21 protein-coding genes are annotated in these 26,080 nt (G+C 70.4%); 13 read left to right on the plus strand and 8 right to left on the minus strand.

Translation table 11 applies throughout. The annotated features are described in order from the left end of the window. Nucleotides 1-40: 40 nt before the first annotated feature. The 4 genes from ACIBK1_RS19650 to ftsE are packed head-to-tail and all read right to left on the minus strand — an operon-like array spanning nucleotide 41 to nucleotide 4,094. Nucleotides 41-1,948, minus strand: a complete 1,908-nt coding sequence (locus ACIBK1_RS19650) for a penicillin-binding transpeptidase domain-containing protein (RefSeq protein ID WP_030509249.1) — start codon at nucleotides 1,946-1,948, stop codon at nucleotides 41-43. Between the two features lie 3 nt (nucleotides 1,949-1,951). Beyond that, nucleotides 1,952-2,434 carry an SsrA-binding protein SmpB gene (gene smpB / locus ACIBK1_RS19655; protein WP_030509250.1) on the minus strand — a complete coding sequence of 161 codons (483 nt, stop codon included), beginning with the start codon at nucleotides 2,432-2,434 and terminating at the stop codon, nucleotides 1,952-1,954. 56 nt (nucleotides 2,435-2,490) lie between these two features. After that, nucleotides 2,491-3,390, minus strand: a complete 900-nt coding sequence (gene ftsX / locus ACIBK1_RS19660) for a permease-like cell division protein FtsX (protein WP_030509251.1) — start codon at nucleotides 3,388-3,390, stop codon at nucleotides 2,491-2,493. A 14-nt stretch (nucleotides 3,391-3,404) separates the two neighbouring features. Further along, the gene (ftsE, locus tag ACIBK1_RS19665; protein WP_030509252.1) at nucleotides 3,405-4,094 is read right to left on the minus strand and encodes a cell division ATP-binding protein FtsE; all 690 of its coding nucleotides are present in this window, start codon (nucleotides 4,092-4,094) and stop codon (nucleotides 3,405-3,407) included. 179 nt (nucleotides 4,095-4,273) lie between these two features. On the opposite strand from ftsE, the gene ACIBK1_RS19670 reads away from it, so the two are divergent. Then, entirely contained in the window at nucleotides 4,274-4,462 is a 189-nt protein-coding gene (locus ACIBK1_RS19670) for a hypothetical protein (protein ID WP_030509253.1), read from the plus strand. Here ACIBK1_RS19670 and prfB read toward each other — a convergent pair. Continuing rightward, the gene (prfB, locus tag ACIBK1_RS19675) at nucleotides 4,456-5,574 is read right to left on the minus strand and encodes a peptide chain release factor 2 (protein ID WP_030509254.1); all 1,119 of its coding nucleotides are present in this window, start codon (nucleotides 5,572-5,574) and stop codon (nucleotides 4,456-4,458) included. The two genes, ACIBK1_RS19670 and prfB, sit on opposite strands and share 7 nt — an antisense overlap. Continuing rightward, a complete protein-coding gene (locus ACIBK1_RS19680; RefSeq protein WP_396736641.1) occupies nucleotides 5,534-6,868 on the minus strand; it encodes an RNA-guided endonuclease InsQ/TnpB family protein in 1,335 nt (444 codons plus the stop codon). Before ACIBK1_RS19680 ends, prfB begins: the two co-directional genes overlap by 41 nt. Before the next feature lie 238 nt (nucleotides 6,869-7,106). On the opposite strand from ACIBK1_RS19680, the gene ACIBK1_RS19685 reads away from it, so the two are divergent. Then, complete coding sequence (locus ACIBK1_RS19685; RefSeq protein ID WP_396736644.1) at nucleotides 7,107-8,177, plus strand: hypothetical protein; 1,071 nt, start codon at nucleotides 7,107-7,109, stop codon at nucleotides 8,175-8,177. 13 nt (nucleotides 8,178-8,190) lie between these two features. On the opposite strand, the gene ACIBK1_RS19690 is transcribed toward ACIBK1_RS19685, so the two are convergent. Together ACIBK1_RS19690 and ACIBK1_RS19695 are read right to left on the minus strand one after the other, a co-directional pair. Further along, a complete protein-coding gene (locus ACIBK1_RS19690) occupies nucleotides 8,191-13,146 on the minus strand; it encodes an NAD-glutamate dehydrogenase (protein ID WP_396736647.1) in 4,956 nt (1,651 codons plus the stop codon). A 26-nt stretch (nucleotides 13,147-13,172) separates the two neighbouring features. Then, nucleotides 13,173-13,994: a tryptophan 2,3-dioxygenase family protein gene (locus ACIBK1_RS19695; protein ID WP_396736650.1), complete on the minus strand. Its 822-nt coding sequence runs from the start codon at nucleotides 13,992-13,994 to the stop codon at nucleotides 13,173-13,175. 309 nt (nucleotides 13,995-14,303) lie between these two features. On the opposite strand from ACIBK1_RS19695, the gene ACIBK1_RS19700 reads away from it, so the two are divergent. The 11 genes from ACIBK1_RS19700 to ACIBK1_RS19750 all read left to right on the plus strand — a co-directional run bounded on the left by ACIBK1_RS19700 (nucleotide 14,304) and on the right by ACIBK1_RS19750 (nucleotide 26,040). Further along, on the plus strand, nucleotides 14,304-14,900 hold the full coding sequence (locus ACIBK1_RS19700) for a hypothetical protein (RefSeq protein WP_396736653.1): 597 nt from the start codon (nucleotides 14,304-14,306) through the stop codon (nucleotides 14,898-14,900). A gap of 7 nt (nucleotides 14,901-14,907) precedes the next feature. Continuing rightward, complete coding sequence (locus ACIBK1_RS19705; RefSeq protein ID WP_396736656.1) at nucleotides 14,908-17,121, plus strand: bifunctional polysaccharide deacetylase/glycosyltransferase family 2 protein; 2,214 nt, start codon at nucleotides 14,908-14,910, stop codon at nucleotides 17,119-17,121. A gap of 167 nt (nucleotides 17,122-17,288) precedes the next feature. After that, on the plus strand, nucleotides 17,289-18,749 hold the full coding sequence (locus ACIBK1_RS19710; RefSeq protein ID WP_396736659.1) for an FAD-binding oxidoreductase: 1,461 nt from the start codon (nucleotides 17,289-17,291) through the stop codon (nucleotides 18,747-18,749). A gap of 96 nt (nucleotides 18,750-18,845) precedes the next feature. Beyond that, nucleotides 18,846-19,172, plus strand: a complete 327-nt coding sequence (locus tag ACIBK1_RS19715) for a DUF2975 domain-containing protein (protein ID WP_449566886.1) — start codon at nucleotides 18,846-18,848, stop codon at nucleotides 19,170-19,172. Then, nucleotides 19,172-19,393, plus strand: a complete 222-nt coding sequence (locus ACIBK1_RS19720) for a helix-turn-helix domain-containing protein (RefSeq protein ID WP_030509262.1) — start codon at nucleotides 19,172-19,174, stop codon at nucleotides 19,391-19,393. The genes ACIBK1_RS19715 and ACIBK1_RS19720 overlap by 1 nt, the downstream gene beginning before the upstream one ends. A gap of 44 nt (nucleotides 19,394-19,437) precedes the next feature. Beyond that, nucleotides 19,438-20,172: a GNAT family N-acetyltransferase gene (locus tag ACIBK1_RS19725; RefSeq protein ID WP_396736662.1), complete on the plus strand. Its 735-nt coding sequence runs from the start codon at nucleotides 19,438-19,440 to the stop codon at nucleotides 20,170-20,172. Between the two features lie 105 nt (nucleotides 20,173-20,277). Next, the gene (locus ACIBK1_RS19730) at nucleotides 20,278-21,711 is read left to right on the plus strand and encodes an ATP-binding protein (protein ID WP_396736665.1); all 1,434 of its coding nucleotides are present in this window, start codon (nucleotides 20,278-20,280) and stop codon (nucleotides 21,709-21,711) included. A gap of 99 nt (nucleotides 21,712-21,810) precedes the next feature. After that, the gene (locus tag ACIBK1_RS19735; RefSeq protein WP_156080992.1) at nucleotides 21,811-22,455 is read left to right on the plus strand and encodes a hypothetical protein; all 645 of its coding nucleotides are present in this window, start codon (nucleotides 21,811-21,813) and stop codon (nucleotides 22,453-22,455) included. A 32-nt stretch (nucleotides 22,456-22,487) separates the two neighbouring features. Beyond that, on the plus strand, nucleotides 22,488-23,153 hold the full coding sequence (locus ACIBK1_RS19740) for an ABC transporter ATP-binding protein (protein ID WP_197042707.1): 666 nt from the start codon (nucleotides 22,488-22,490) through the stop codon (nucleotides 23,151-23,153). Continuing rightward, nucleotides 23,150-23,944: a hypothetical protein gene (locus ACIBK1_RS19745; RefSeq protein WP_051761935.1), complete on the plus strand. Its 795-nt coding sequence runs from the start codon at nucleotides 23,150-23,152 to the stop codon at nucleotides 23,942-23,944. The genes ACIBK1_RS19740 and ACIBK1_RS19745 overlap by 4 nt, the downstream gene beginning before the upstream one ends. A 20-nt stretch (nucleotides 23,945-23,964) precedes the next feature. After that, a complete protein-coding gene (locus ACIBK1_RS19750) occupies nucleotides 23,965-26,040 on the plus strand; it encodes a polyprenyl synthetase family protein (RefSeq protein ID WP_396736670.1) in 2,076 nt (691 codons plus the stop codon). Nucleotides 26,041-26,080: the final 40 nt, after the last annotated feature.

The following is a 26,080-nucleotide window of genomic DNA, read 5'->3' on the forward strand; positions in this document are numbered from 1 at the left end:
CCGGTCGCCGCCCTGATGGTTGCTCGCCTTCGAGCATTTTTCAGGTCTGGGGCTGGGCGTCCCGGAAGAAGCTCCCGGCCATCGCCGATGCGGCCGCCGTATCGCCGCTCTCCGCCAGCGCGGCGACCGCGACGTCCCCCTGCCAGCCCACGAACCACGAGAGCTTGGTTCGCTCCTTCTTCTCCGTCTGGGTGACCTCGGCGGCCACGCCGTACACGGGGTCGCCGGGGGCGGAGGCGGCGGACGCGGCGCCGGACGTCACGCCGGCCCGCATGAGCGTGCGCAGCTTCGCGATGATCGCGGGATCGAGCGTCACGGGCTGGGCGGTGGCCTGTGGGGCGCCGTCGCCGACCACCGGGTCGGGAGCGGCGGGCGAGGTCACCAGCACCGGCGGCCGCCACGTGCCGGACTTGACGGCCGCGGCGACGAGGGCCATCGCCAGCGGGCTCACGCGGGCGCCCTGCCCCGCCATGATCTTCGCGATGGCGGCGTCGCCGTTGGGGGCGGTCATCGACCCGCTGAACGTCTTGAGCGGCAGCCTCCAGTCGCCGCCGATGCCGAACAGGGTCGCGCTGTCCGACAGCCGCTGCCCGCTGATCCGCCGGGCCAGCGACGCCAGTGCGGTCACGCAGCCCTGCGCGAAGTCGGTCTGGAAGGTGGGCGTCGTCACCCCGATGACGCCGGGCTGCTGGAAGCGGGCTCCGCCCACGGTGCGGTCGGCGCTGCACGGCACCTTCTGCTTCGGGTCGAGGCCCGACTGGAGCAGTCCTTCCGCGGCGATGACCGAGAAGGCGGTGCCGGCCGCGAACTTGCCGGCCAGCGCGTCGTTCTCCTGGTGCAACTGGGTCGTGGAGACGGCCAGCACCTCGCCGGTGGAGGCCTGCACCGCCACGAGCGCGGCCGGGCGGGGTCCCGCCACCGCGGCGTCGCCCACGCTCTGCAGGCGGCTGTCGATCGTGGTCTGGACCGACGAGTTCTCCCGCCCCGGCCACGCCTTGAGCTCCTTGACCTGCCGGCCGGTGGCGTCGTCGAGGATGACGACCCGGGTCTCGGTCGAGCCGGTGAGCTGGTCCTGGTAGGCCTTCTGCAGGCCGTCCCGGCCGAGCGTGTCGCCGGCCCGCTGCGGTCCGCCGAGCTTCTGCTCCGCCTCCGGGGTGATGGCCGTGACGACCCCGACGATCTGGGTGGGCGACTTGGGGGCGACCGGCGGGTTGTCGATCTGAAACTCCAGACCTCGGATGGCCTCCAGCTTGGACCTGATCTGGGCGAACTTCGTCCGCCCGAACGTCGCGAGGGGGACGAAGTCCTGCGGGGGCGACGACAGGATGCGGCTCAGCAGGCGGTCCTGGGCGAAGCCGGTGATCTTGGACAGCTGGTCGCAGAGCCGGCCGGGGTCCTTGACCTTGGCGGGGACGACCCCGGCGACGTGCAGCACGGTCTCGTCCTGCAACGGGTTGCCGTTCCGGTCGAGGATCGGCTTGCGGCCCTTGGGGACGGTGGCGACCGCGAGCCGCTGCCCGGGGTGCAGGTCGGGGTGGATGACGCTCGGCGACCACCGCACCTTCCACTGGCCGCCGACCAGGTGCAGGGGCAGGTTCCCGTCGTACTGCCAGAGGGGGTTGTTCTCACCGAGGTCCACCTCGGCGTGATAGCCGGCCTGCGCCGCGTCGCCGTCCTGGCTGATCCCCCGCAGGGAGAAACGGACTGAGGCGGCGTCCAGCTGCAGCCTGGCGTCCTCCAGTGCCTTGCGCACCGCCGCCTGGTCTCCGTCGGCGCGCCGCGCGGCGGCGGCGTAGTCACCCGTCTGCCAGCCGACGAGGAAGTCGCGCACCGCGTCGTGCGGCGACGACTCCTCGAAGCAGCCGGTCAGCAGGGGCGCGGCCAGCCCCAGTGCGAGCGCGGCCCGTACGGCTCTCGCCCGGACGACCCCGAATGATCGGAAGGACACGGCCTAACGGCCCCCCCGGCGGCGGACCGCGTTCGACATGGCCCGCGCCATCTCCCGGTTGGCCTGCTTCTCCATGAGCGTCTGCCGCTTGTCGTAGTCCTTCTTACCCCTGGCGATGCCGATTTCGATCTTCGCCCGGCCGTCCTTGAAGTACATCGACAGCGGGATCAGCGTGAGGCCCTTCTCCTTCAGCGTCGCGTCGAGCTTGCCGATCTCCTTGCGGTTCAGCAGCAGCTTGCGCGTCCGCCTGGCGGCATGGTTGGTCCAGGTGCCCTGGCTGTACTCCGGGATGTATACGTTGATCAGCCAGACCTCGCCGCCCTCGACCGAGGCGTAGCCGTCGGTCAGGTTGGCCTTTCCCGCCCGCAGGGACTTGACCTCGGTGCCGGTCAGGACGAGCCCGGCCTCGTAGGTGTCCTCGATGAAGAAGTCGTGCCTGGCACGCTTGTTCTGGGCGATCAGCTTGCGCCCGGTCTCACGTGGCATAAGGGGAGCCTACCGTCGCCCCGAGGGGCGGAAACGAGCTGCGCGACGGTGCGGGATCACACCCGCAGGTAGCGGCGCAGGGTGACGAAAGAGGCGAGCACACAGATGAGCACGCCGATGGCCATGGTGCCGGTGATCACGCCCGCGACCGTGTCCCAGCCGAGGGGCGCGGCCATGTAGGTCTGGATCGACTCGAAGATGAAGACCTTGACGATGATCAGGATCACACCGGACAGGACGCCGCCGATGAGGCCGGCGATCAGACCCTCCAGCACGAACGGCAGCTGGATGTAGATGTTGGAGGCGCCGACCAGCCGCATGATGCCGGTCTCTCTCCGGCGGTTGTACGCCGACAGCCGGACCGTGTTGCCGATCAGCAGGGTCGCCGCGACCACCATGAGGATCGCGATGCCGAGCGCCACGTTTCGCAGCGTGTCCATGAAGCCGAAGACCGACTGGAGCAGGTCGCGCTCGTTGACGACGTTGGAGACGCCGGGCTGCCCCTTGAGGCTGCTCGCGACGGCCGTCGCCTTCTCCGGATCCTTCAGCTTGACCCGGAACGACTCGGGCATGTCCTCGGGCTTGGTCACAGAAAGCAGCAGCGTGTTGCTCTCGGTGCTCTGGAAGTTCTTGAACGCCTGGGCCTGGTTCTCGAACTGCACCCGCTCGACGTCCGGGAGCCCCTTGATCGTCTGCTCCAGGGTCCCCTTCTCGTCCTGGGTGACGGCGCCCCTGTTCTTACAGGGCTCGAAGGGCGAGCCCTTCGTGCACAGGTAGACCGACAGCTCGACCTTGTCGCTCCAGAATCCGGTCAGCTTCGAGACCTGGGAGTTGATCATCAGTCCGACGCCGAGCAGCGCCATGCCGACCGCCACTGTCACGATCACCGCGATGGTCATCGTGAGGTTGCGCCGAAGGCCGATCCAGACCTCGGAGAAGATGAAGTTGGCCCGCATGGTCCCAGTTACTCCTAATACGCCTGGCCGTACACGCCGCGCGACTGGTCGCGGACGATCTTGCCGTCCTCGAGCTCGACCACGCGCTTACGCATGGAGTCGACGATCGCGGCGTCGTGTGTCGCCATGAGGACGGTCGTGCCGGTCCTGTTGATTCGGTCGAGCACCTTCATGATGCCGATGCTCGTGGCGGGGTCGATGTTTCCCGTGGGCTCGTCGGCGAGCAGGATCATCGGCCGGTTGACGAACGCGCGGGCCATGGCGACCCGCTGCTGCTCGCCACCGGACAGCTCCTCCGGCATGCGGTGCGCCTTGCCCTCCAGGCCGACGAGCTCGATGACCTCGGGCACGACCTTGCGGATGAAGCGGCGCGGCTTGCCGATGACCTCCAGGGCGAACGCCACGTTCTCGTAGACGTTCTTGTTCGGCAGCAGCCGGAAGTCCTGGAACACGCAGCCGATGCGGCGGCGCAGGTGCGGCACCTTGAAGTTGGACAGCTTCGACAGGTCCTTGCCGGCCACGTGGATGGAGCCGCTGTTGGGCCGCTCCTCCTTCAGCACCAGCCGGAGGAAGGTGGACTTCCCCGACCCTGAGGGACCGACCAGGAACACGAACTCGCCCTTGTCGACGTCCACACTCACGTGGTCGAGGGCGGGCCGGTTTTGGTTCGCGTAGACCTTGGTGACATTATCGAGATGGATCACGGGCGCATCACGGCTAGCCAGTCTAGGGGGTTGGACGGCCGGTCCGGGGGTCGCCGGTCACTTTGCTCTGGATCGACGTTCCGTTTGGCCAGAGGCCAGTCTAGGGGTAACACTGGCATGGAACGTCCATAACGGAAACAAAACGATTAGCCCTTGGGCGATGGGGCGGTAAAGCTGCTATGAGCTGCGAACACTTGATCTGCGCCGCGTGCGCGGGCCCCGTGGTGGAAGGGCGCTGCCCCGTCTGCCGGGAGGGCCGCGCCAAGGTTCACCACCACGGGTTCATGGGGCTGTCGCCCCTGGTCATCGCGCTGATCGTGCTACTGGTCGTGGCGCTCGTCGCGCTCACGCACGTCAGCGGTTACTGACCGTCACCCGCCTCCTGGCGCCGCGACCAGCGGATCTCGCCCTCGATGAACTCGTCGAGGTCGCCGTCCAGCACGGCGGAGGGGTTGCCCGCCTCCACACCCGTACGCAGGTCCTTGACGATCTGGTAGGGGTGCAGCACGTAGTTGCGGATCTGCGTGCCCCACGACGTCGTCGTCTCACCGCGCAGCTCGTTCATCGCCGCGGCCTCCTCCTGGCGCTTGCGCTCCAGCAGCTTGGCGGACAGGACGGCCATCGCCGTCGCCCGGTTCTGCAGCTGCGACCGCTCGTTCTGGCAGGAGACCACGATCCCGGTCGGGAGGTGGGTGATCCGCACGGCCGAGTCGGTCGTGTTCACGCCCTGGCCGCCCGGGCCGGACGACCGGTAGACGTCGATGCGCAGGTCGTCCTCGTTGATGTCGATGTGGTCGGTCTGCTCGACCACGGGCACCACGTCGACGCCCGCGAACGAGGTCTGCCGGCGGCCCTGGTTGTCGAACGGGCTGATCCGCACCAGCCGGTGGGTGCCGTGCTCGCCCCTGAGCGTGCCGTACGCGTAGGGGGCCTTGACCGTGAACGTGGCCGACTTGATGCCGGCCTCCTCGGCGTAGGAGGTCTCGTAGACCTCCGCCGGGTAGCCCTTGCGCTCGGCCCACCGCAGGTACATGCGCAGCAGCATCTGGGCCCAGTCGGCCGCGTCGACGCCGCCCGCTTGCGCGTTGATGGTCACCAGGGCCTCACGGGCGTCGTACTCGCCCGACAGGAGCGTGCGGACCTCGAGCGCGCCGACCTCGGACCTGAGCGCGGACAGCTCCCTTTCCGCCTCGGCCAGCGCGTCCTCGTCGCCCTCTTCGGACGCCAGCTCGAACAGGACCGGCAGGTCCTCCAGACGGCGGCCCAGGCCGTCCACCCGGTTGACCTCGGCCTGCAGATGGGAGAGCCGGCTGGTGACGCGCTGCGCCTGCTCGGGGTCGTTCCACAGATCGGGCGCGGCAGCCTGGTCCTCCAACTCGGCGATCTGCTTGCGCAGGGCGTCGAGGTCGAGCACCTCCTGAATGCCCTTCAGCGTGCCGCTAAGCTCGTTGATTTCTTCGGCTGGATCGATGACTGCCACGTCTGTAAAGGGTACGCGAATCGGAGACCCGGTCAGGCAGCACGCCTCGTTGACGCGCTCCCCATCTTGGAGAGACTGGGGATTCAGCCGGCACCGCGTCATGCGGCACCTCTGAGGCTTCCTGCTTCGACGGGCTGTGCCACTGGTGGGGTGGTCTTACCTGCCCTCCACAGGCGTTTAGCCTCTCCGCCCGCCCGGCGGCGAGGATATTCTTGGCGGCGTTGACGTCCCGATCGTGGACCGCCCCACAGGGGCAGGTCCACTGCCGGATGCTCAGCGGCATGGACGCGGCGAGCTCCCCGCATTCGGAGCAGAGCTTGGAGGAGGGGAACCACCGGTCGATCCGGTGGAAGACGCGCCCATACAAGGCGGCCTTGTACTCCAGCATGGCAACGAATGCCGACCAGCCCGAGTCGTACACGCTCTTGGCCAAGCGGGTGCGCGCCAACCCCTTCACCGCCAGGTCCTCCACGTACACCGCTTGGTTCTCGCGGATGATCCGGGTGGAGAGCTTGTGTGCCCAGTCTCGGCGCCTGTCGGTCACCCTGGCGTGCGCCTTGGCGACCTTGACACTGGCTTTGGCCCGATTGGCCGACCCCGGGGCTTTGCGGCTGAGGGCCTGCTGCGCCTTTCGGAGGCGTCGTTCGGCCCGGCGCAGCAGACGCGGATTATCCACCTTGCGGCCGTCCGACATGACGGCGAAGTGGGACAGCCCCAGGTCGATGCCGACCTCGCTGGTCGTTTCGGGCAGCGGATCGCCGGAGACATCGACCACTAACGAGGCGAAGTACCGCCCGGCCGCGTCCTTGACCACTGTCACCGATGAGGGTGTAGCTGGCAGAGATCGCGACCACCGCACCGGCACGTCTCCGATCTTCGGTAACCGGAGCCTCCCGTCAGCAGTGATGGAGAACCGGGCATTTCTGGTGAAGCGAATCGCCTGCCGGTTGTCCCTTTTCGACCGGAACCGGGGCGGGGCCACCTTCGGCCCCTTCCGCCTGCCGGTGATCGAGTTGAAGAAGTTGCGATAGGCAAGGTTCAGGTCGGCGAGCGCCTGCTGCAACACCACGGCTGACACCTCGCCAAGCCATGAACGTTCCAAGGTCTTCTTCGCCTCAGTGATGACCCGCTTGGACAGGTCCCCGTCGGAGATGTACGGCCGCCCGGCCGCGTGGGCGTCCTGCCGCATGCGCAGCCCGTCGTTGAACACCACCCGTGCACACCCGAACGCCCGCGTCAGTGCGACACGCTGCTCGTGGGTCGGGTAGAGGCGGAAGTTATACCTGAGCCACACAACGCGACAGTACCGTTACTTCCAGTAGAACTCAGCGCGATCAGCACGGCATTCGTCCCGCACGTCTATGCGGTTTTCCGTCGAACACCGGGCCGTCGAGCAGCAGAACGCCCGGCTTGGGCGGCGAAGCTGCTCTCCTGCCCCCCACAGGCGGGGAGAGCCGCTTCACCACCGACTGAGGCCGGAGAGTCTCAGGCGAAGCCGATACCATGTGAATCGATTGCATGGGGAGGCTGGGGTGAACGGGGTCGTTCGAAGTGCGCTGGCCCTTGCCCTCCTCACCTGTACGGTCGCCGCCTGCTCGGGCGAGGAACCGGCCAGGCCGACGGCCAGCCCCGCGGCGGCCACCTCCACCCTGCCGAGCACCGGCGGCAGCCCGTCGCCGTCGCCCAGTCCCCCGGCGGTGACCCTGGAGGAGGCGTCCGAGGCGCTCGACGCGTTCCTGGACACCGACGACGTGCTGCGGCAGGCCGGGGCCGACCGGTGGGCGCTCCTGCTCACCCAGGACGGCCAGCGGCCCATCACGATCGCCGGCATCCACTCCCGGGAGGGCAAGCCCGCCCACTACACGTGGGATCGCCGTACGGTGCTCGTGCCCCGGCAGAGCGGCCGCTCGACCGTCTGGTTCGCGGCCACCGCCCGGCGGCGCGACGCGTCAGGCGAGGTCCGCACGGGCGTGTTCACGTTCGTACGGCAGGGCAGGGAAGGGCGGTGGCTCAACAGCTTCGCGTCCCTCCTCTACCCCGGGCAGACGCCGCCCACGGTCGCCCTCGACGAGGACGGGTACGCCACGGCGCTGGAGTCGCGCGACGCTTCGGTGGCCATCAGCCCCAACCTGATGGGCCCGCTGCACGCGACGGTCGCCGAGGAGGGCCCCAAGGGCTACGCCTCCGGGCTGATCGCCCCCGGTCCGCAGACGACGGGCTTCTACGACGAGATCAGCGAGACCAAGGAGACGGCGAAGGCCGACGACTGCATGAACTACGAGTCGATCTTCGCCTCGGCCCCCAACTATCCGATCTTCGCGCTGCGCACGCGCGACGGCGGCGCGATGATGCTGTACACGCTGGTCCGCACGTCCTCCTGGACCCCCACCCCACAGGGGCTCAAGTGCGGCGAGGGGCGTCCGGTGGCGGTGCCCGCGGAGGCCCGCTGGCTGCTGAGCCCCACCAAGAGCCTGTTCATCCGGCAGAAGCGGCAGATCGTCGAGACCCAGCAGTGCGTGAGCGCGGTGCCGCCCAAGGCGTCCACCGCGCCCGCGCACGTCGTCGGCTACGAGGGCATCGTCACCGGCGGCTCCAACCGCTGATCAGCCGGCACGGTCACGCCTCCGCGTGCGGGAGGTTGCTGGTGGAGACCAGCGTCCGCACCGCGCGCAGCGCCACCGACAGCGTCGCCAGGTCGAAGGTGTCGCTCTCCCAGATCTCCGACAGCGTCTGCCGCGCCCGCGTCACGGCGGCCTCGTTGGCCTCCGTCCAGCTCGCCAGCCGCTCCTCCGGCGACAGGCCCGGCCGGCTGTGGATCAGCACGTCCCTGGTCAGCGTCGCGTGGGCGGCGTACAGGTCGTCGCGCAGCGCCGACCTGGCCATCGAGTTCCACCGGCTGTCGCGCGGCAGCGCGATCACCCGCTCGCGCAGCCGGGCGAGCTGGAGCCGGTCGGCCAGGTCGAAGTAGACCTCGGCCACCTCGCTCACGGGCCGGCCGGTGTACGCCGCGATCTCCACGAGGTCGAACGTGGAGTAGGCCGGCACCATCGCCGCGACCCGCTCGGCCAGTTCCCCGGGCACACCCCTGGCCGCGAAGGAGTCCCTGCGCTCCTCGTACGCCGACAGGTCGGGGCCGGTCAGCAGCTTGGGCAGGTGGGGCAGCAGCCCGGCGGCGCCCTCGATGAAGTAGCGGGCCGTCGAGGCGAGGTCGAGCGGGGGGCGGCGGTTGCCGAGCAGCCAGCGGGTGCCGCGCTCGGACAGCTTGCGGCCCTCCATCAGCATGGCGAGCTGGGTCGAGGTGTCCACCTCGTTGTCCAGCTCCTCGACCTGGCGCATGAACGACGGCAGGTCGAAGACCTCCCGCGTCACGAGGTAGGCCCGCACGATGTCGGCCGTCGAGGCGCCGGTCTCCTCGCCGAACCGGTAGGCGAAGCTCGTCCCGCCGAAGTTCACCACGTCGTTGACGATCCGGGTGGTGATGATCTCCCGGCGCAGCGGGTGGGAGTCCATGTACGGCCGGAAGCGGTCGCGCAGGGCCGAGGGGAAGTACGACACCAGCCAGGACGCCAGCGACGGGTCGTCGGGGATGTCCGACTGCAGCAGCTCCGCGTCCACCACGAGCTTGGTGTAAGCGAGCAGCACCGCGAACTCGGGGTTGGTGAGCCCGAGCCCGGCCTGGCGCCGCTCGGCGAGCACCTTGTCCGACGGCAGGAACTCCAGCTCCCGGTTGACCAGCCCCTCGCGCTCCAGCCTCCGCAGGTAGCGGGCGTGGATGTGCAGCATCTCCGGCGCCTGCGCCCGGGCCGCCGCGAGCACGACGTTCTGGGCGTAGTTGTCCTCCAGCACCAGCCTGCCCACCTCGTCGGTCATGTCGAGGAAGAGCTGGTTGCGCTGCTTGTCGGTCATGTCGCCGTCGCGGACGACCTGGTCGAGCAGGATCTTGATGTTCACCTCGTGGTCGGAGGTGTCCACGCCGGCCGAGTTGTCGATGAAGTCGGTGTTGATCAGCCCGCCGTTCAGCGCGAACTCGATCCGGGCGCGCTGGGTGAAGCCGAGGTTGCCGCCCTCGCCCACGACCTTGCAGCGCAGGTCGGCCGCGTTGATCCGCAGCGCGTCGTTGGCCTTGTCCCCCGCGTCGGCGTGGGTCTCCGACGACGCCTTGACGTACGTGCCGATGCCGCCGTTCCACAGCAGGTCGACGGGGGCCCGCAGGATCGCGCTGATCAGGTCGTTCGGCGCGAGCGCGGTGACGTTGTGCGGCAGGCCGAGCGCGGCGCGCGTCTGGGGCGAGACCGGGATCGACTTCGCGGTGCGCGGCCACACGCCGCCGCCCGCCGAGATGAGCTTCCTGTCGTAGTCGTCCCAGGAGCTTCTGGGCAGCTCGAACAGCCGTCGCCGCTCGGCGAAGCTCCGCGCGGCGTCCGGGTCGGGGTCGACGAAGACGTGCCGGTGGTCGAAGGCCGCCACGAGCCGGATGTGCTCCGACAGGAGCATCCCGTTGCCGAAAACGTCGCCGGACATGTCGCCGACGCCGGCCACGGTGAAGTCGGTGCTCTGCACGTCCACGCCGAGCGTGCGGAAGTGGTACTTGACCGACTCCCAGGCGCCCCTGGCGGTGATGCCCATGGCCTTGTGGTCGTAGCCGACCGACCCGCCGGAGGCGAAGGCGTCGCCGAGCCAGTAGCGGTACTCCTTGGCCACCTCGTTGGCGATGTCGGAGAACGTCGCGGTGCCCTTGTCGGCGGCGACCACGAGGTAGGTGTCGTCGCCGTCGTGCCGCACGACGTCGGGCGGCGGCACGACCTGCCCCGCGACCAGGTTGTCGGTGAGGTCGAGCAGGCCGGAGATGAAGTGGCGGTAGCAGGCCACGCCCTCGGCGAGGAACTCGTCGCGCCCGCCCGCGGGGGGCTGCTTGACGACGAATCCGCCCTTGGAGCCGGTCGGCACGATGACGGTGTTCTTGACCATCTGCGCCTTGACCAGGCCGAGGATCTCCGTGCGGAAGTCCTCCATGCGGTCCGACCAGCGCAAGCCGCCGCGGGCGACCTTGCCGAAGCGCAGGTGCACGCCCTCGACCCGCGGCGAGTACACGAAGATCTCGTACTTCGGCCGGGGCAGCGGCAGCACGCTGATCGCCTGCGGATCGACCTTCAGCGAGATGTACGGCTTGCGCCTGCCGGTGACGAACTGGCTGCCCGCGTCCCCGGCGTCGCGCCCCTCGGCGTCCTTTCCTGAGGGCGCGGCCTGGAAGACGTTGGTGCGCAGCGTCGCCTGGATCATCTCCAGGTAGGCCCGCAGGATGCGGTCCTCGTCGAGCGAGGCCACCTCGTCCAGCGAGGCGAGGATCTCCTCGGTCAGCGCGTCGCAGACCTCCGCCCTGCCGTCGTCCGGCCGCCGCGGGTCGAGCCTGGCCTCGAACAGCTGCACCAGGAGCCGGGCCAGCCGCACGTTGCCGTGCAGCACCTTCTCTATGTACGACTGGCTGAACGTGGTGCCGGCCTGCCGCAGATACTTGGCGTACGCCCGGAGGATCTCGGCCTGCTCCCACGTGAGCCCGCCGGCCAGCACGAGCGCGTTGAAGCCGTCGTTCTCCACCTCGCCGCGCCACAGCACGGCGAACGCGTCCTGGAACAGCCGCTTGAACTCGTCGCGGTGCACCTCCTCTGAGGGGGTGTACCGCAGGCCGAAGTCGTAGATCCAGGCGTCCCGGGTGTCGGGGTCGTGGTCGCGGTCCACCTCGTACGGCCGCTCGTCCACCACCTCGACGCCCATCCGCTGCAGCAGCGGGAGCACCCGCGACAGCGAGATCGGCGCGCCCAGCCGGTAGAGCTTGAAGCGCCGCTCCCCCTCCGCCGCGCCGTACGGCTCGTAGAGGTTCATGCCGATGGCGTTCGGGTCCTCGCCGAGCGCCTCCAGCCGCTTGAGGTCGGCGACGGCCGTACGCGCGGGGAAGTCGGCCTTGTAGCCCTCGGGGAAGGCGGTGCCGTAGCGGCGCAGCAGCCGGGGCGCGTCCTCCTCCGGGCACAGCTCGGCGATCGCGGCGGCGAGGTCGTCCTCCCACGTGCGGGTGGTGGCGGCCAGCCGCGCCTCCAGCTCATCGAGGTCGACCGGCGTCTCGCCGAGCGGCTTGCCGCGCTCGCCGCGGATCACGATGTGCAGCCGGGCCAGCGCCGACTCGCCGATCATCGTGCTGTAGTCGAGCGAGGTGCCGCCGAGCGCCTTCATCAGGATGCGCTGCATGTGCAGGCGGACCTTGGTGGTGTAGCGGTCACGCGGCAGGAAGATCAGGCAGGAGATGTAGCGGCCGTAGTCGTCGCGGCGCAGGAACAGCTTGACCTGCTTGCGCTCGCGCAGCCGCAGCACGCCGAGCGCGATGGGCAGCAGCTCGGCCACGGGCATCTGGAAGAGCTCGGTGCGCGGGTAGGTCTCCAGGATCTCCATCAGATCCTTGCCGTCGTGGCTGTCGGGCGACAGCCCGGCGTGCTCCAGCACCTCGGCGAGCTTGCGCCGCAGGACCGGGATCCGCGAGATCGACTCGTTGTACGCCACGTGGGTGAACAGGCCGAGGAACCGCCGCTCGCCGATCACCTCGCCCTCGGGCGAGAAGACCTTGATCCCGACGTAGTCGAGGTAGTGGGGCTTGTAGACGGTGGCCCGGCTGTTGGCCTTGGTGACGATCAGAAGCTGTTTCTCGCGCGCCTTCGCCCGCACCTTCGGCGGCAGGGCCGCGAAGCTGGCCGATCCGGCCTTGTCGGCCCGCAGGATGCCGAGCCCGGTGCCGGGCAGCCCGCGCAGCGCGACGCCGCCGTCGGTGTCCTCCAGCCGGTATTCGCGGTAGCCGAGGAACGTGAAGTGCCCGTCGGCCAGCCAGCGCAGCAGCTCCATGCCGTCCTCGACCTGCGCGGGGTCGAGCGGCGGCGGGTTGACCGCCAGGTCCTCGGCGGTCTGCACGGCGAGCGCCCGCATCTTGGCGAAGTCCTCGACCGCGCAGCGCACGTCGAGCAGCACCCGCTGCAGGTCGTTCTCCAGCTCCTTGAGCACGGCGTGATCGGCCTGCCGGTCGATCTCGATGTGCATCCAGGACTCGCGGATGACCTGCCCGGTCATGTCCTCCTTGTCGGGGCCGAGCAGCTCGCCGGTCATGTCCCTGCGCAGCCGCATCTGCGGGTGGACGATCAGGTGGGTGCCGATCTCGTGCCGGTCCAGCTCCGTCGTCACCGAGTCGACGAGGAACGGCATGTCGTCGGTGACGATCTGGACCACCGAGCGGCCCGGGTCCCAGCCGAACTCCTCAAGCGTGGGGGTGTAGACGCGGACCAGCGCGCGTCCCTGCGGCCGGTGCTGGGCCAGGTGGCGGTGGGCCATCGCGGGGCCGTACACGTCCACCGGGTCGCGGTCGGCCAGGTCCTCGACCGGGACGTTGCGGTAGTACCGCCTCAGGAAGGCCAGGGGGTCCTCGCCCTCCACCTGCAGCGCTCCCGGCGCGTGCGCGCACCTCTCGGCGGCGATGCGGAGAAGCTCGTCCAGCGCTTCTTCCGATTCCTGCCGACTTAGCGCCATTTCGAGCGGCATGTCGCTACTCACTCCCTTGTGAGGATTCAAAGCCAGGCCCGGAGTTCCCACAGCAGGGGAAAGAAGTGCAAACGCGTTCTTCCCCTCAAGTACGGTGCCCCGGAGGAGCCTCCCGTACCGGATTTCGTCCCGATCTGGCGCTCCACCATCTGCACGTGCCTCATCCGCCAGAGCGCGGTCGTCTCGTCGTGGGTGAGGAGATCTTCGGCCAGGTCCCACAGATCGTCGTACGACCCCCGGTCACGGGCCACTGCCAGCAGGGATTCCATGATCTCCTCGTCGGAGACCGGCAGGCCGCGCTGGGAGAGGGCGGTGACGAAAGCGTCCCACAGCGTCGGCTCGGCGAGCCGCCGCCGGAGCCGGGCGAGTTCCGCCTCGCTCGCGTCCCTGAGCCGGCCGAGGTACGACGGGTCCTTGGTGCCGGAGAGGAACTCCAGCTCGCGGAACTGCACCGACTGGAAGCCGCTCGCGGGGGCGAGGACCGACCGGAACTGCAGGAAGTCCTGCGGCGTCATGGTCTCCAGCACGTGGACCTGGTCGACCAGCACCTTCTCCACCGCGTGGACCCGGCGGAACAGGTGCCTGGCGCGCCAGAGCGCGCCCTCGATCATCGCGTCCCTGATCCGCTCCAGCTCGTGCAGGAGGAGCTTGAACCACAGCTCGTAGACCTGGTGAACGGTGATGAACAGCAGTTCGTCGCTGGCCCCTGACCGCTGCTCCTGCTGGGCGAGCAGCTCGGGGAGGCGGAGATAGCCGCCATAGGACAGGCGCCCGCCCTCCTCGCCGAAGCTGCGCGGCGGGGGCAGGATGTCCCCCGACCCGGCCCGGCCGTACGGCGTCGCAGGCATGCGCCACTCCTCCACGTGGGCGCGTTCCTTCCGGTCCCCATTGACCGAAAGCCCGGCACCACCGCCCCCGATACCACCCCATAACGGCACAAACGTCAACTTAGTCCATACGCCTGTGACCTGGGGGTTGACCTTGTCTCATTTAACCAGCCCCACCCCCGCCGAGGGGTCCGAAGCGCACGGCACCCCGGCGACGCCGCCCCCCGGCCGAAGGTCCCGGTGCCGGCCATCGGGAAATCCTGCTATGCCTGATCACAAAACGGTCTGAACTTCTCGAAGCTGCTTTCGACTCGCGTACGATCCTGCGTCGTGGAAGATCACCGCCCGGAGCGTACGGCCGTCTTCGTGGACCAGAGTGGACGCCGGGCCAAGATCTTGACAGCCGCCGCGGTCGGCGGGGCGATCACCGTCCTCGCGCTGACCCTCACCCTGGTGAGCGGAGCGCTGGCCGGCCCCGAACTGCCCCCGATGGGATGGCCCGGCCCCCAGGGACAGCAGCCACAGGGACAACAGGAGATGGAACGCTCCCCCACGGGCTCCCCCACGCCGTCGCGGCGGTCCGGGCGCAGGCATGTCCCCTTGGACGAGGCGGGGGCGAGCGGCACGCCGGGCGCGACGGCGGCTCCCGCGCGGCGGACTCCCTCCACTCGCCGACCTGCGGGCAGAGGGCGCTCCGCCGCGCCTGCCGATGGGGGCAGACGCACGCCGAGCACGACGCCCTCCGCGGTCCCGGAGCCGGATGTGCTGATCTCCGCGTCCGGCGAGTCCACGCCCGCGCCGTCGGCGCCCGAGGTCGCGCAGACCACGGCGCCCGCCGAGGAGGCGACGCGGACCCCCGCACCGGAGCCCGGCACCACCCAGACGCCTCCCCGGCAGCCCGGGCCGACGACCGGGACCTCCCAGTGACGCGCCGATGAGACGACGGCGCGGACCGGCCGGGCGGCGGCCGGCGGAGCCGCGCGGCCACTGGTTCCTCGTCGCGATCGCCGCGCTGCTCATGACCGGAGCGCTGCTGCTCAACGCGTACGCGCACAACGTCGTCGGCGAGACCCAGCCACCCCCGGCGGACTACGGCGACTCCGCCGAGCTGGAGCGGATCCGCTCGGGCGGCCCCCTGGTCAACGTCTCGGGGGCCCGGCCGCTCAGCGCGCGGCCCAAGCCCCGCCGGGTGGCGCTCACCTTCGACGACGGTCCCGACCCGCGCTGGACGCCCCGGCTGCTCGACCTGCTCCGCGAGCACCACGCGAAGGCGACCTTCTTCGTCCTCGGGGCCCGCGTCGCCGAGCATCCCGAGCTCACCCGCCGCCTGGTCGCGGAAGGGCACGAGATCGGCAACCACACCTACACCCACGCCGACCTGGCGGCGGTGCCGGCCTGGCGGGTCCGCGTGGAGATGTCCCTGACCCAGAAGGCGCTGGCCGCGGCGGCCGGGATCCACACCCGCCTCGCCCGCATCCCGTACTCCTCGGGCCCGGGAGCGGTCGGGTACGGGCAGCTCGCCGCGATGCGGCTGCTCGGCGACGAGGGATATCTCGTGACGTTCGCCGACGTGGACACCCAGGACTGGAGCCGCCCGCCCGTGGACGAGATGGTCCTGGCGTCCCTCGCGCGCACGGCCGAGGGCGAGGGCGCGGTGATCATATTCCACGACTCGGGAGGCGACCGCACCCGGACGCTGGCCGCCGTCGACCGGCTGCTCACCCGGCTGGAGAGGAAGGGATACACCGCCACCACGCTCACCGAGGCCGTCGGGCTTCCCACGGCGCACACCGCCGCCTCCCCGAACGAGCGCGTCCTCGGCACGGTGCTGGGGTTCGCCCAGCGGGCGTCCTTCGCCTTCGTCGAGGCGCTCGGCTGGTTCCTCGCCGCGGCCGGCGTGCTCACCCTGCTCCGGCTGGCCCTTTTCGTCGCGCTGGCGTGGGCGCACGCCCGCAGGACGCGCCGGAGATCCGCCGGGACGCCCCACTGGACGGCCCCGCCGCCGGTCTCGGTGATCGTCCCCGCCTACAACGAGGCGGCGGGGATCGAGGCGACGGTGCGGTCGCTGATCGCGACCGACTATCCGGGCCCGGTCGAGGTCGTCGTCGTGGACGACGGCTCGGCCGACGGGACGGGACGGATCGCCGCCTCGCTCGGCCTGCCCGGGGTCCGGGTGATCCGGCAGCCGAACGCCGGGAAACCCGCGGCGCTCACCACCGGCATCACCCACGCCGCCCACGACGTCCTGGTCATGGTGGACGGCGACACCGTCTTCGAGCCCCCGACCATCCGCAACCTCGTACGGCCGCTCGCCGATCCGGCCGTCGGTGCGGTCAGCGGCAACACCAAGGTCGGCAACCGGCGGGGGATGATCGGCCGCTGGCAGCACATCGAGTATGTCGTCGGGTTCAACCTGGACCGCCGCGCGTTCGACCTGCTCGGCTGCATGGCGACGGTGCCGGGCGCGATCGGCGCGTTCCGCCGCGAGGCGGTGGCCTCGGCCGGCGGCGTCAGCGCGGACACGCTCGCCGAGGACACCGATCTCACCATGGCGATCTGCCGCGAGGGCTGGCGGGTGGTCTACGAGGAGCGGGCCCGCGCGTGGACCGAGGCGCCCGCCTCACTCGGCCAGTTGTGGCGGCAGCGCTACCGGTGGTGCTACGGCACGCTGCAGGCGATCTGGAAGCATCGCGGGGCGGTCGTGGAGCGCCGTCCGTTCGGCCGCCGGTGCCTCGGATATCTCACGCTGTTCCAGGTGGTCCTGCCGCTGCTGGCCCCCGTCGTCGACGTCATGGCCCTCTACGGGCTGTTCGTCGGCGATCCCCTGCCCGTGGTCGCGGTGTGGGCCTGCTTCGTCGCGGTGCAGGCGCTCACCGGCTGGTACGCGTTGCGCCTCGACGGCGAACGGGCCTCGGTGCTGTGGGTGCTGCCGCTGCAGCAGTTCGTCTACCGGCAGCTGATGTATCTGGTCGTCATCCAGTCGGTGGCCACCGCGGTCCTGGGGGCCCGGCTGCGCTGGCACACCGTACGCAGGGAGGGCACGTTCACCCTGCCGGCCGCGTCCGTCCCGGAACCGTCCCTCGCGGGCCGCCGGCGCCGGGCGGTCAGGGGTGGGAACGCTCCGAGGAGGAGACGGAGCCGTCCTTGACGGCATCGAGCATGCCGGGCCCGCGTGGCTGCTGGGCGAGGGGCGGAAGGCCGTGGAGATGTGCCCCGCCGGCCCTGCGCATAGGGACGAAGTGATGGGCTTGTTACCAACCGGACCGGTTCCATGAGCGTCTCAACGAGGTAGATCACCACCTCGGGAGCACGACCATGATCGACAGACGGAGTTTCCTTCGCGTTTCCGCCCTGGCCGGGGCCGCCGCCGTTTCCGGCACGGCGTTCGCCGCCGCGGGTCCCCGTCCCGCCGACTGGTCCGCGCTCGGGCGGGGGCTGGACGGCAGACTGATCCGCCCCGGCGACGCGTCGTACGACAACGCGCGCCGCGTGTTCAACTCGGCCTTCGACTCCGCCCGCCCCGTCGGGGTCGCCTACTGCAAGACGGCGGCGGACGTGTCGGAGTGCCTGGCGTTCGCCCGGCGATACGGCGTGCCGGTGACCTCCCGGTCGGGCGGCCACAGCTACGCGGGCTGGTCCACGGGCAGCGGGCTGGTCGTCGACGTGTCGCCGATGAGCGGCGTGTCGTACACGGACGGCCACGCCACGGTCGGCGCCGGGGCGCGCCTGGTCGACGTGTACGCCAAGCTGGCCGCGCACGGCGTCAGCATCCCGGCGGGCTCCTGCCCGACGGTCGGGGTGGCCGGGCTCACGCTGGGCGGCGGCATCGGCGTGGTGTCGCGGCAGTACGGCCTGACCTGCGACACGCTGGAGTCCCTGAAGGTCGTCACGGCGGACGGGAAGGTGCTGACCTGCTCGCCGAGCTCGCACCCGGACCTCTACTGGGCCTCCCGGGGAGGCGGCGGCGGCAACTTCGGCGTGGCGACGTCGTTCACGTTCCGGACTCATCGGACGCGTTCTGTGACCCTGTTCTTCCTGCACTGGCCCTGGGCGAAGGCCGCGGCCGTCCTGAAGGCGTGGCAGGCGTGGGGGCCCGCCGCGCCCGACGCGATGTGGTCGAACTGCCATCTCGACCACGACCCCTCGCTCGACGTGATGGTCGGCGGCCTCTACCTCGGCGGCAGGACGGCGTGCGAGAACCTGCTGCAGAAGCTCGTCGACCGCGTCGGATCGAGTCCTTCGAGCCGCTACGTCGCGACCTCCGCCTACGACCACGCGATGATGGTGGAGGCGGGCTGCGCGTCGATGTCCGTGGCCCAGTGCCACCGTCCAGGCACGCTTCCCGGGCAGAACGCGAGCGGCAAGCTCGTCCGCGACTCGTTCTCGGCCAAGTCGCACTTCGCCTACACGCCGCTGTCGTCCGCCGGGATCAAGGCGCTGCTGGCCCAGGTCGCCGCGCCGGGACGGCACACGGTGATGCTCGACGCGCTCGGCGGCGCCGTCGCCCGGGTCCGCCCCGACGCCACCGCCTTCCCGCACCGCAAGGCGCTGTTCAGCGTGCAGTACTACTCCCACTTCTCCGGCGCGGCCGCCTGGGCCCGGGCCGCCCACGCCGCCATGCGGCCGCACTTCGGCGACCACGCGTACGTGAACTACATCGATCCCGAGCTCAAGAACTGGCGGCAGCAGTATTACGGCGCCAACGCCGCCCGGCTGGCCCGGGTCAAGGCGGCGTACGACCCCGGCCGCCTGTTCCGCCTCCCCCAGGGCGTCTAGGAAGCGCTCCCGAGCATCGCTCGCGCGGACGGGCCTTGCCTCCTTCTATACGCCTACCTGCGCTCGCCGTTCCTCGCGATCACGGTCCTGGGCTTCGTGACGGTCGAGGTCGTCCTGGTGTGCGTATGGCGACTGGTGACGCTGGTGCGGCGCGACACGGTGTTCACCCACGCCGCCTTCCGATGGGTGGACGTCGTGATCGGCGCTTTCGTGGCCGCCGCTATCCTGATCTTCGCGCTCGGGGCGGTCCTGGCGCCGGGCGAGGCCGTCCCCCCTGGCATGGTCCTCCTGGTGGGCGGGGCCGGCGTGGCGGCGCTGGGGGTCGCGCTCATCGTGCTCGTGCTGCGGATGCTGCTCGCCCAGGCCGTCGCGCGCGACATCGAGGCGGCGCGGATGCAGGCCGAGCTGGACGAGGTGATCTGATGCCGATCGTCGTCGAGATCGACGTGCTGCTGGCCAAGCGGAAGATGTCCGTGGGCGAGCTCGCGGACCGCGTCGGGATCACGCCTGCCAATCTGGCGGTGCTCAAGAACGGCCGCGCCAAGGCGGTGCGCTTCTCGACGCTCGCCGCGCTCTGCGAGGCGCTCGAGTGTCAGCCGGGAGACCTGCTGCGCTGGGAGGCCGGGGACGACGCGGACGCGTGACCTCCGCCGTTGCCGATCGGGCCGGGTTGAGCGAACCTCACGGTATGACCGACGAGCGGCGGACGATGACCGGCCCCGGCGGCGTCCCGGTGTGCAGCTATCTGGAAGGCGTCCGCGACGGCAGCCCCTGGGCGTACGCGATCGAGGACGCCGGCCCGGGAGCCGCCGAGGCGATCACGGCGCGGATGCCCGGCTGGGCGGTCTCCGCGCCCGCCGAGCTCGGTCAGGCCCTGCTCGACCGGGGCGCGCGGCTGCTGCGGCACATGCACGTGATGCGGTGCGATCTGCCGGTGGCCCGGCCGGTCGCGGGCACCGCTCCGGACGGCTTTCTGATCGTCCCCTGTGATCGGCCGCCCGCCGAGATCCTCCCCGCGTGGTTGGCCGCCTACCCGCCCGGCCATCCCGACCACCGCCCCCGCGATCGCGATAAGGCCCTGAACGAGGAGCTCGTCCCGCTCCTGAGCGGCGAGGAGATCGGCCCCCTGCTTCCCTGCAGCGTCCTCGCCGTACGGGAGGACTCCCCGGGCCCGGGCGAGGTGGTGGGCGGCGTTTTCGCGCACGACTCGGACCGGGGACCGTGGATCGCGGACGTGTTCCGGCATCCGGACCGGTCACCGCGAGGTCTCGGCGCGCTCATGCTGTCGGCCACCCTCGCCCGGGCCGGTGCGGACGGGCTGACCGGCCTGAGCCTGGTGGTCACCGAGGGCAACCCCGCCCGCCGCGTCTACGAGAGGCTCGGTTTCCACGTCGTCGAGACCGTGATGACAGCAATGATCTGACATCCGAACCGCCGGGTCGTCACACTCTCATTGACGTGATCGGGAGCCCCAGGAAATGTAACCGACGACCCACGAAATGTAACTGCCCTTGGTTACATTTCCCGCATGCCTGCGGACGTGAGCCACCTCGTCGATGAGCTTCGGGCAGCCGGCGGTGACACGACGGCCCTGGAGGTCAAATCGGCCGCCGGAGGACTTCCCGAGTCGCTGACCCCCACCCTGAGTGCGCTCGCGAATCTGCCCGGCGGCGGAACGATAATTCTCGGGTTGGATGAACGGTTCGGGTTCCGCCCGGTTCCACTGCCGAACCCGCAGTCGCTGAAACAGGGCCTCGCGGCGAAAGCACGCTCGTTCACACCGCCTGTCCGCCTGACTTTGGACGACGGCATCGCGTACGGCGCTCCGGTCATAGTGGCGAGGGTGCACGAGTGCGACAAGTCCGCCAAACCATGCCGGGTCACAGCCACAGGCGCCTCCTACCTCCGAGGATATGACGGCGACTTCCGGCTCTCGGATATCGAAGAACAGGCCTTCATCGCGGCACGACGAGCACCTATGTTCGATCGGACCCTGGTCGAGGGAGCCACCGCGGCGGACCTCGACCCCGAGCTGGTGAAGGCGTTCATCGAAGCGGCCCGCGAGCGCGATCAGCAGGGGCTGGGGCGCTTCGTCCGGGAAGACGAACTGCTTTGCCGCGCCGGAGTAACCGCCGTCGACGGCAGGCCCACAGTCGCCGGGCTGCTGGCTCTGGGCACGCATCCGCAGCAGTGGTTCCCCCGATACGCCATCCAGATATCCGCCGATCCGCTGCCTGGAGATCCGCCCGGTTCCCGGGCACGCAACCAGGCCGTCCTGACCGGACCCATTCCCCGAATGCTGGACGCAGCCATGGAGTGGGCCAGACGAACCTTCGATACGGCCATCGTGGCGGGGCCCGACGGCACCGTACGGGACCTGCCTGTCTATCCGCTTGTCGCCTTCCGTGAACTGGTCGCCAACGCGCTGATACACCGCGATCTCGATCACTGGTCAGCGGGAATGGCCGTGGAAATCAGGCTTCGCCGGGATCGTCTTGTGATCGCGAATCCCGGAGGGCTTTATGGCATAACGGTCGATCGTCTGGGCAAAGAAGCGGTCACGTCTGCGCGCAACGCACGGCTTGTCGCCATTTGCCAGAATGTGCGTTCCCCCTTCAGCGGTGGCCGAGTCATCGAGGCGCTCGCCAGCGGCATTCCTACGGTGGGCGCGGCGCTCGAGGAGGCGCGTCTGCCTCCCGCTCATTACATCGACGCGGGCATCCGGTTTGTCGCCATCCTGCACCGGCCCATCGTCCCCACCGCGGCAGCCGACCCGTTGAACGCTACCGAGTCACGCGTCCTTGACGCCCTCACACAAGGGGCTCTCACCGTCGCACAGCTCGTTGACATGCTCGATCTCACGGCACCGAACATCCGCAAGGCTCTCCGTGGCCTACGCGAGCACGGCTATGTGCGACAGCATGGCGGCCGAGGAAAGTTCACGTACTACGAGCGCGTCTGATGCCAGATCGCGTCGGGCGACCCGCATCGAGCCATAGACCTTCCCGTTACTGATTGTGATAAGTAGATTACCGACAGCAATCGTCTCGGGGGGATGTCCATGAACCTTTCTCGATCGCGCGTCTACCTGGCCTGCGGTGTCGGCGCCGCTGCGGGTGTGGCCGGCCTGGCCCTGACGGTCGTCCCGTCGGTCGCCCAGGGCGCGTCCGGCGGCAGCGGCCAGAGCACCAGGCCGGTCGCCGATCCCTCACCGAAGCAGCCCGGCGGCCACACCGTCCTGACCTGCGCGGTGAGCACCGGCGGCCAGCCGATCACCGCCGACCCCGCGGTGGGCAAGGAGGCCCGCGCGGTGACCGCCAAGGGCACCGTGACGCTCACCGGCTGCGCCTCTCCCGACGGGAGCTTCCCCAACATCCGCTCGGGGACGGCCACCTTCAAGGGCACCGGGCAGGCGTCCTGCACGGGCGTCCAGAACGTCGCCGGCACGGGCACCGTCACCTGGAAGGATGCCCAGGGCCAGACGCTCGGCACCTCCACGGTCCGCCCCAATCTCGACGGGATCGCCTCGTACAACCCCGGCGACATGATGCTGGTCGGCGAGGTCACTGAAGGGAAGCTCAAGGGCAAGCGGATCGCCGGAAAGGCCGCTCCCACCTCGGACATCAGCCAGTGCTCCAGCAAGGGCGTGAGCAGCGCCCAGGGCAGCGGCACGGTCGCCTTCATCGCCGTCGACACAACGAAGTAGCCGACGCGGGGCCGGGTCGGGAAGGGTGCCGAATGCCGTCGGATGATTCCGTGCTGCGGGTGCGGGACGTGCGGAAGAGCTACCGGGGTGGCCCGGTCCTGCGTGGTGTGGATCTCGATCTGCCGCCCGGCCGGGTGGTGGGGATCGTCGGGGAGAACGGCGCGGGCAAGACCACGCTGCTGCGCGTCCTCGCCGGCGACCTGCGGCCGGACGGCGGGTCGGTGCGCCACGGCGGGCGCATCGGGCACTGTCCGCAGGAGACGGTGCTGCACGACGCGTTCACCGTCGAGCAGCACCTGCGGTTCTTCCAGGTCGCCTATGGCCTGGAGAGCCTGCGCAGGGCCGAGGAGCTGATGGAGGCGCTGCGGTTCTCCGGCTCCCGCCGGGCCCGCCCCGGCACGCTGAGCGGCGGCACCCGGCAGAAGCTCAACCTCGTCCTGGCCCTGATGCACGACCCGGACGTGCTCCTGCTCGACGAGCCCTACCAGGGCTTCGACTGGGAGACCTACGTACGGTTCTGGGACCTGGCCGAGGAGCTGCGCGGGCGCGGCCGCTCCGTGCTGGTGGTCTCCCACCTCACCTATGACGCGGCCCGCCTCGACACGCTCCACCGGCTGGAGAGCGGCGTGCTGCGGGAGCAGGAACGCGTGGGCGTCGCCACCGGCGAGGGGGCCGGGGACAGGGCGGGTGCGCCGTGAGACGCCACTGGGACTGCTACGCCACCGCCGTGCGCATGACGTTCGTGGAGCACCTGCGCAACCGGCTGGCATTGGTGATCATCGTGGTCTTCATCCCGGTGTGGGCGATCCTCATCTACGCCCTGTCGCTGGAGATCCCGCTGCCGTTCTACGTCCGGGCCGCCGACAGGACCGTCACGATGCCGGCCGGCGTGCTCAACCAGCTCGGCGGAGCGTTGCAGATCCTGGCATTGATCACCGGGTTCATGATGTTCGTGACCACGATGAACTCGGCGTCGTTCGACCGCCGCCTGGTGCGATCCGGGTTCCCCCAGCTGTGCCTGATCGCGGCGAAGCTCACCGCCCTGGTGGCGGTCGCGCTCTGCGTCGCGCTCTACGCGACCGGCCTGATCTGCCTGACCCACCCGACCGAGCAGCCCCTGCTGCTCGCCGCCGCCCTCGCCGGTGGGGCGCTCATCTACGGAGGGATCGGCATCGCGCTCGCCGCGGTGCTCACCAGCGACCTGGCCGGGCTGGTCCTCGTCACCGTGATCTGCTCGATCGACCTGGCCCTGCAGAGCCCGCTCGCCACCCCGGCCGCGGCCGGCGTCCTGGTGCGTTACCTGCCCGACTACGGGCCGATGCAGGCGGCGGTCGCGGCCGTGGCCATGGACACGGTGCCCTGGAACGCCGTCGGCCCGGCCGTGTGCTGGGCGCTGGGCACGATCGTCCTCGGCATCTCCGCCTTCGCCGGCCGTACGCGCGCGCAGGGGCCGGTCGGCGCGCCGGTGACAGCGCCGGCGAATTCATGAGTCCCCCGTCAGGAGCATCCGTGACATCTGAGAGCGTTTCTCGTGCCTTCCCCGCCCTGGAGTCCGACCTGGACCGGGTGCGGGAGATCGTCGGCATGGCGGACGTGCCGAGCCGCTCCGAGCTGACCCCGCTGACCAGGCAGCCGGCGGGTCACCGCCACCTGATCCGGCCCACCCTGGCGCTGTTGTCGTACTACGTGCTCGCCGGAACAGAGCGGGCCGCCGACGTCCGCGCCGTCAAGGCCGCGGCGGCCGTCGAACTGCTGCACATGGCGTCGCTCTACCACGACGACGTCATCGACGACGCGCGCCGGCGCAGAGGCAGGCCGAGCGTCAACATCGTGTGGGGCGCGCGCCTGGCGGTCCTGGCCGGTGACCTGCTGTTCACCAGCGCCAGCCGGATCCTCTCCGAGCTGGGCCGGCGCGAGCCCATGATGGTCGCGGAGACCGCGCAGCGCATCTGCTCGGGAATGATCGCCGAGACCGCCGACCGCTTCCTGCTCTCCCGCACCGAGGCCGCCTATCTGGAGGTGACCGGCGCCAAGACGGCCGAGTTGCTGTCCCTGGCCTGCAGGCTGGGCGCCATGCAGGCCGGGCGGGACCCCGAGGCGGAGGAGGACCTGGCGGGGTTCGGCTGGCATCTCGGCATGGCCTACCAGGTGCGCGACGACATCCTCGACCTGACCGCGACGACCGGGGAGCTCGGAAAACCGGCCAACTCCGACATCGTGGAAGGCGTCTACACACTCCCCGTGATCAGGGCCCTGGGCCGCGAACCCTCGCTCGCCCGGCTGCTGCGCCGCGGCCTGACCGCGGCCGACGCCGAGCGGGCGCGGCAACTGGTCCTGTCCTGCGGAGCCGTGGAGGAAGCCCGGCAGGTCGCCGGCACCCATGTGGAGACGGCACTGCGGCGGCTCGATCTCCTGCGGCTCCGGGGCCTCGGCGATCCGCGGTCACGCGAGGGGCTGGCCGGATACGTGCGGTCGATCACGAGCCCGGGCGGAAAGGCCGCCCCTGCACCCGTCACGGCGCCCGTCACGGTGCCCGCTCCCTCCCCCGCCTCCCCTGCCGTTCCCTCTCTCGCCCCGGCCTCCGCTCGGCCCGGTGTCCTGACCGGGCGGCAGGAGCACGTGCAGGAGCGGTTGGACGCCTGGCTGCTGGACACCGAGCTGGCCGCCACGCCGGAGGAGGCCCGCCACCCACGCTGGAACGCCATGGCCTCGACCGCCCTGCGGTTCTGGCCGGGCGCCGACGCCGAGCAGGCCGAGACGCTGGCCCGGTGGATGCTGGTGATCGCCGTCGTCGACGACCTCTTCGACGAGCCGGGTCTCGCCAACCCCGGCGAGATCGCCCGGCTGCGGCACCGGCTCGCCCTCCTCGTCCGCGGGCTCGACGACACCCCGGCGACCGGTGGAGCGGTCGCCACGGCCATGGCCCAGGCGTGGGAGCGGGTCCGCCTGATCCAGCCGCCCTCGTGGCGGACGCGCGCCCTCGGTCACTTCGAGGAATGGCTGGAGGCGGCCGAGCGCGAGGCATGCCACCGGCTCAGCGGGTTCATCCCCAGCCTGCGGGACCAGTTCACACTGCGCCTGGGGAGTTCCGGGGCGCCCGTCTTCCTGGACACCTTCGAGATCACGTACGGCGGGGAGCTCGAGCCGGCGGTGCGCGACCATCCGCTCGTCCGGCGGCTGCTGGACGTCGCCGCGGCCGCGGCGCTCGCCGAGAACGACCTGCGGACCCTGGACGAGGACGAGGCCGTGGGCGCTCCCTACAACCTGGTCAGGGTGCTCCGCCACGAGACCGGCTGCACCAGGCAGGAGGCGATCGACGAGGTGACCCGCCAGGTCGAGGACGGCTTCGCCCAGGTGGACGCCATACTCACCGCCGCCCCCGCCATCCTGCGGCCCGCCGACGGCAGCGCCGCCTCCGTGACCGGGACGGGTCTCCTGCGCCTTGCCCGAGAGCGACTGCCGAGCTGGCGCACCCTGCACAGCATCGACCGCTACAGCCGCTCGTCCGCCGGCAGCGAGACGTACCTGGCCCGGCTGCGCCGGGAACTCCTGGTCGAGTACGCCGAGACCGGCGCGGCCCGCTGACCCCGGTCCCCTGCGTACCGAAACCTCAGCGCGCCGAGAC

It is taken from the genome of Microbispora rosea, from assembly GCF_044460045.1.
In the GTDB taxonomy this organism is placed as follows: Bacteria; Actinomycetota; Actinomycetes; order Streptosporangiales; family Streptosporangiaceae; genus Microbispora; species Microbispora rosea.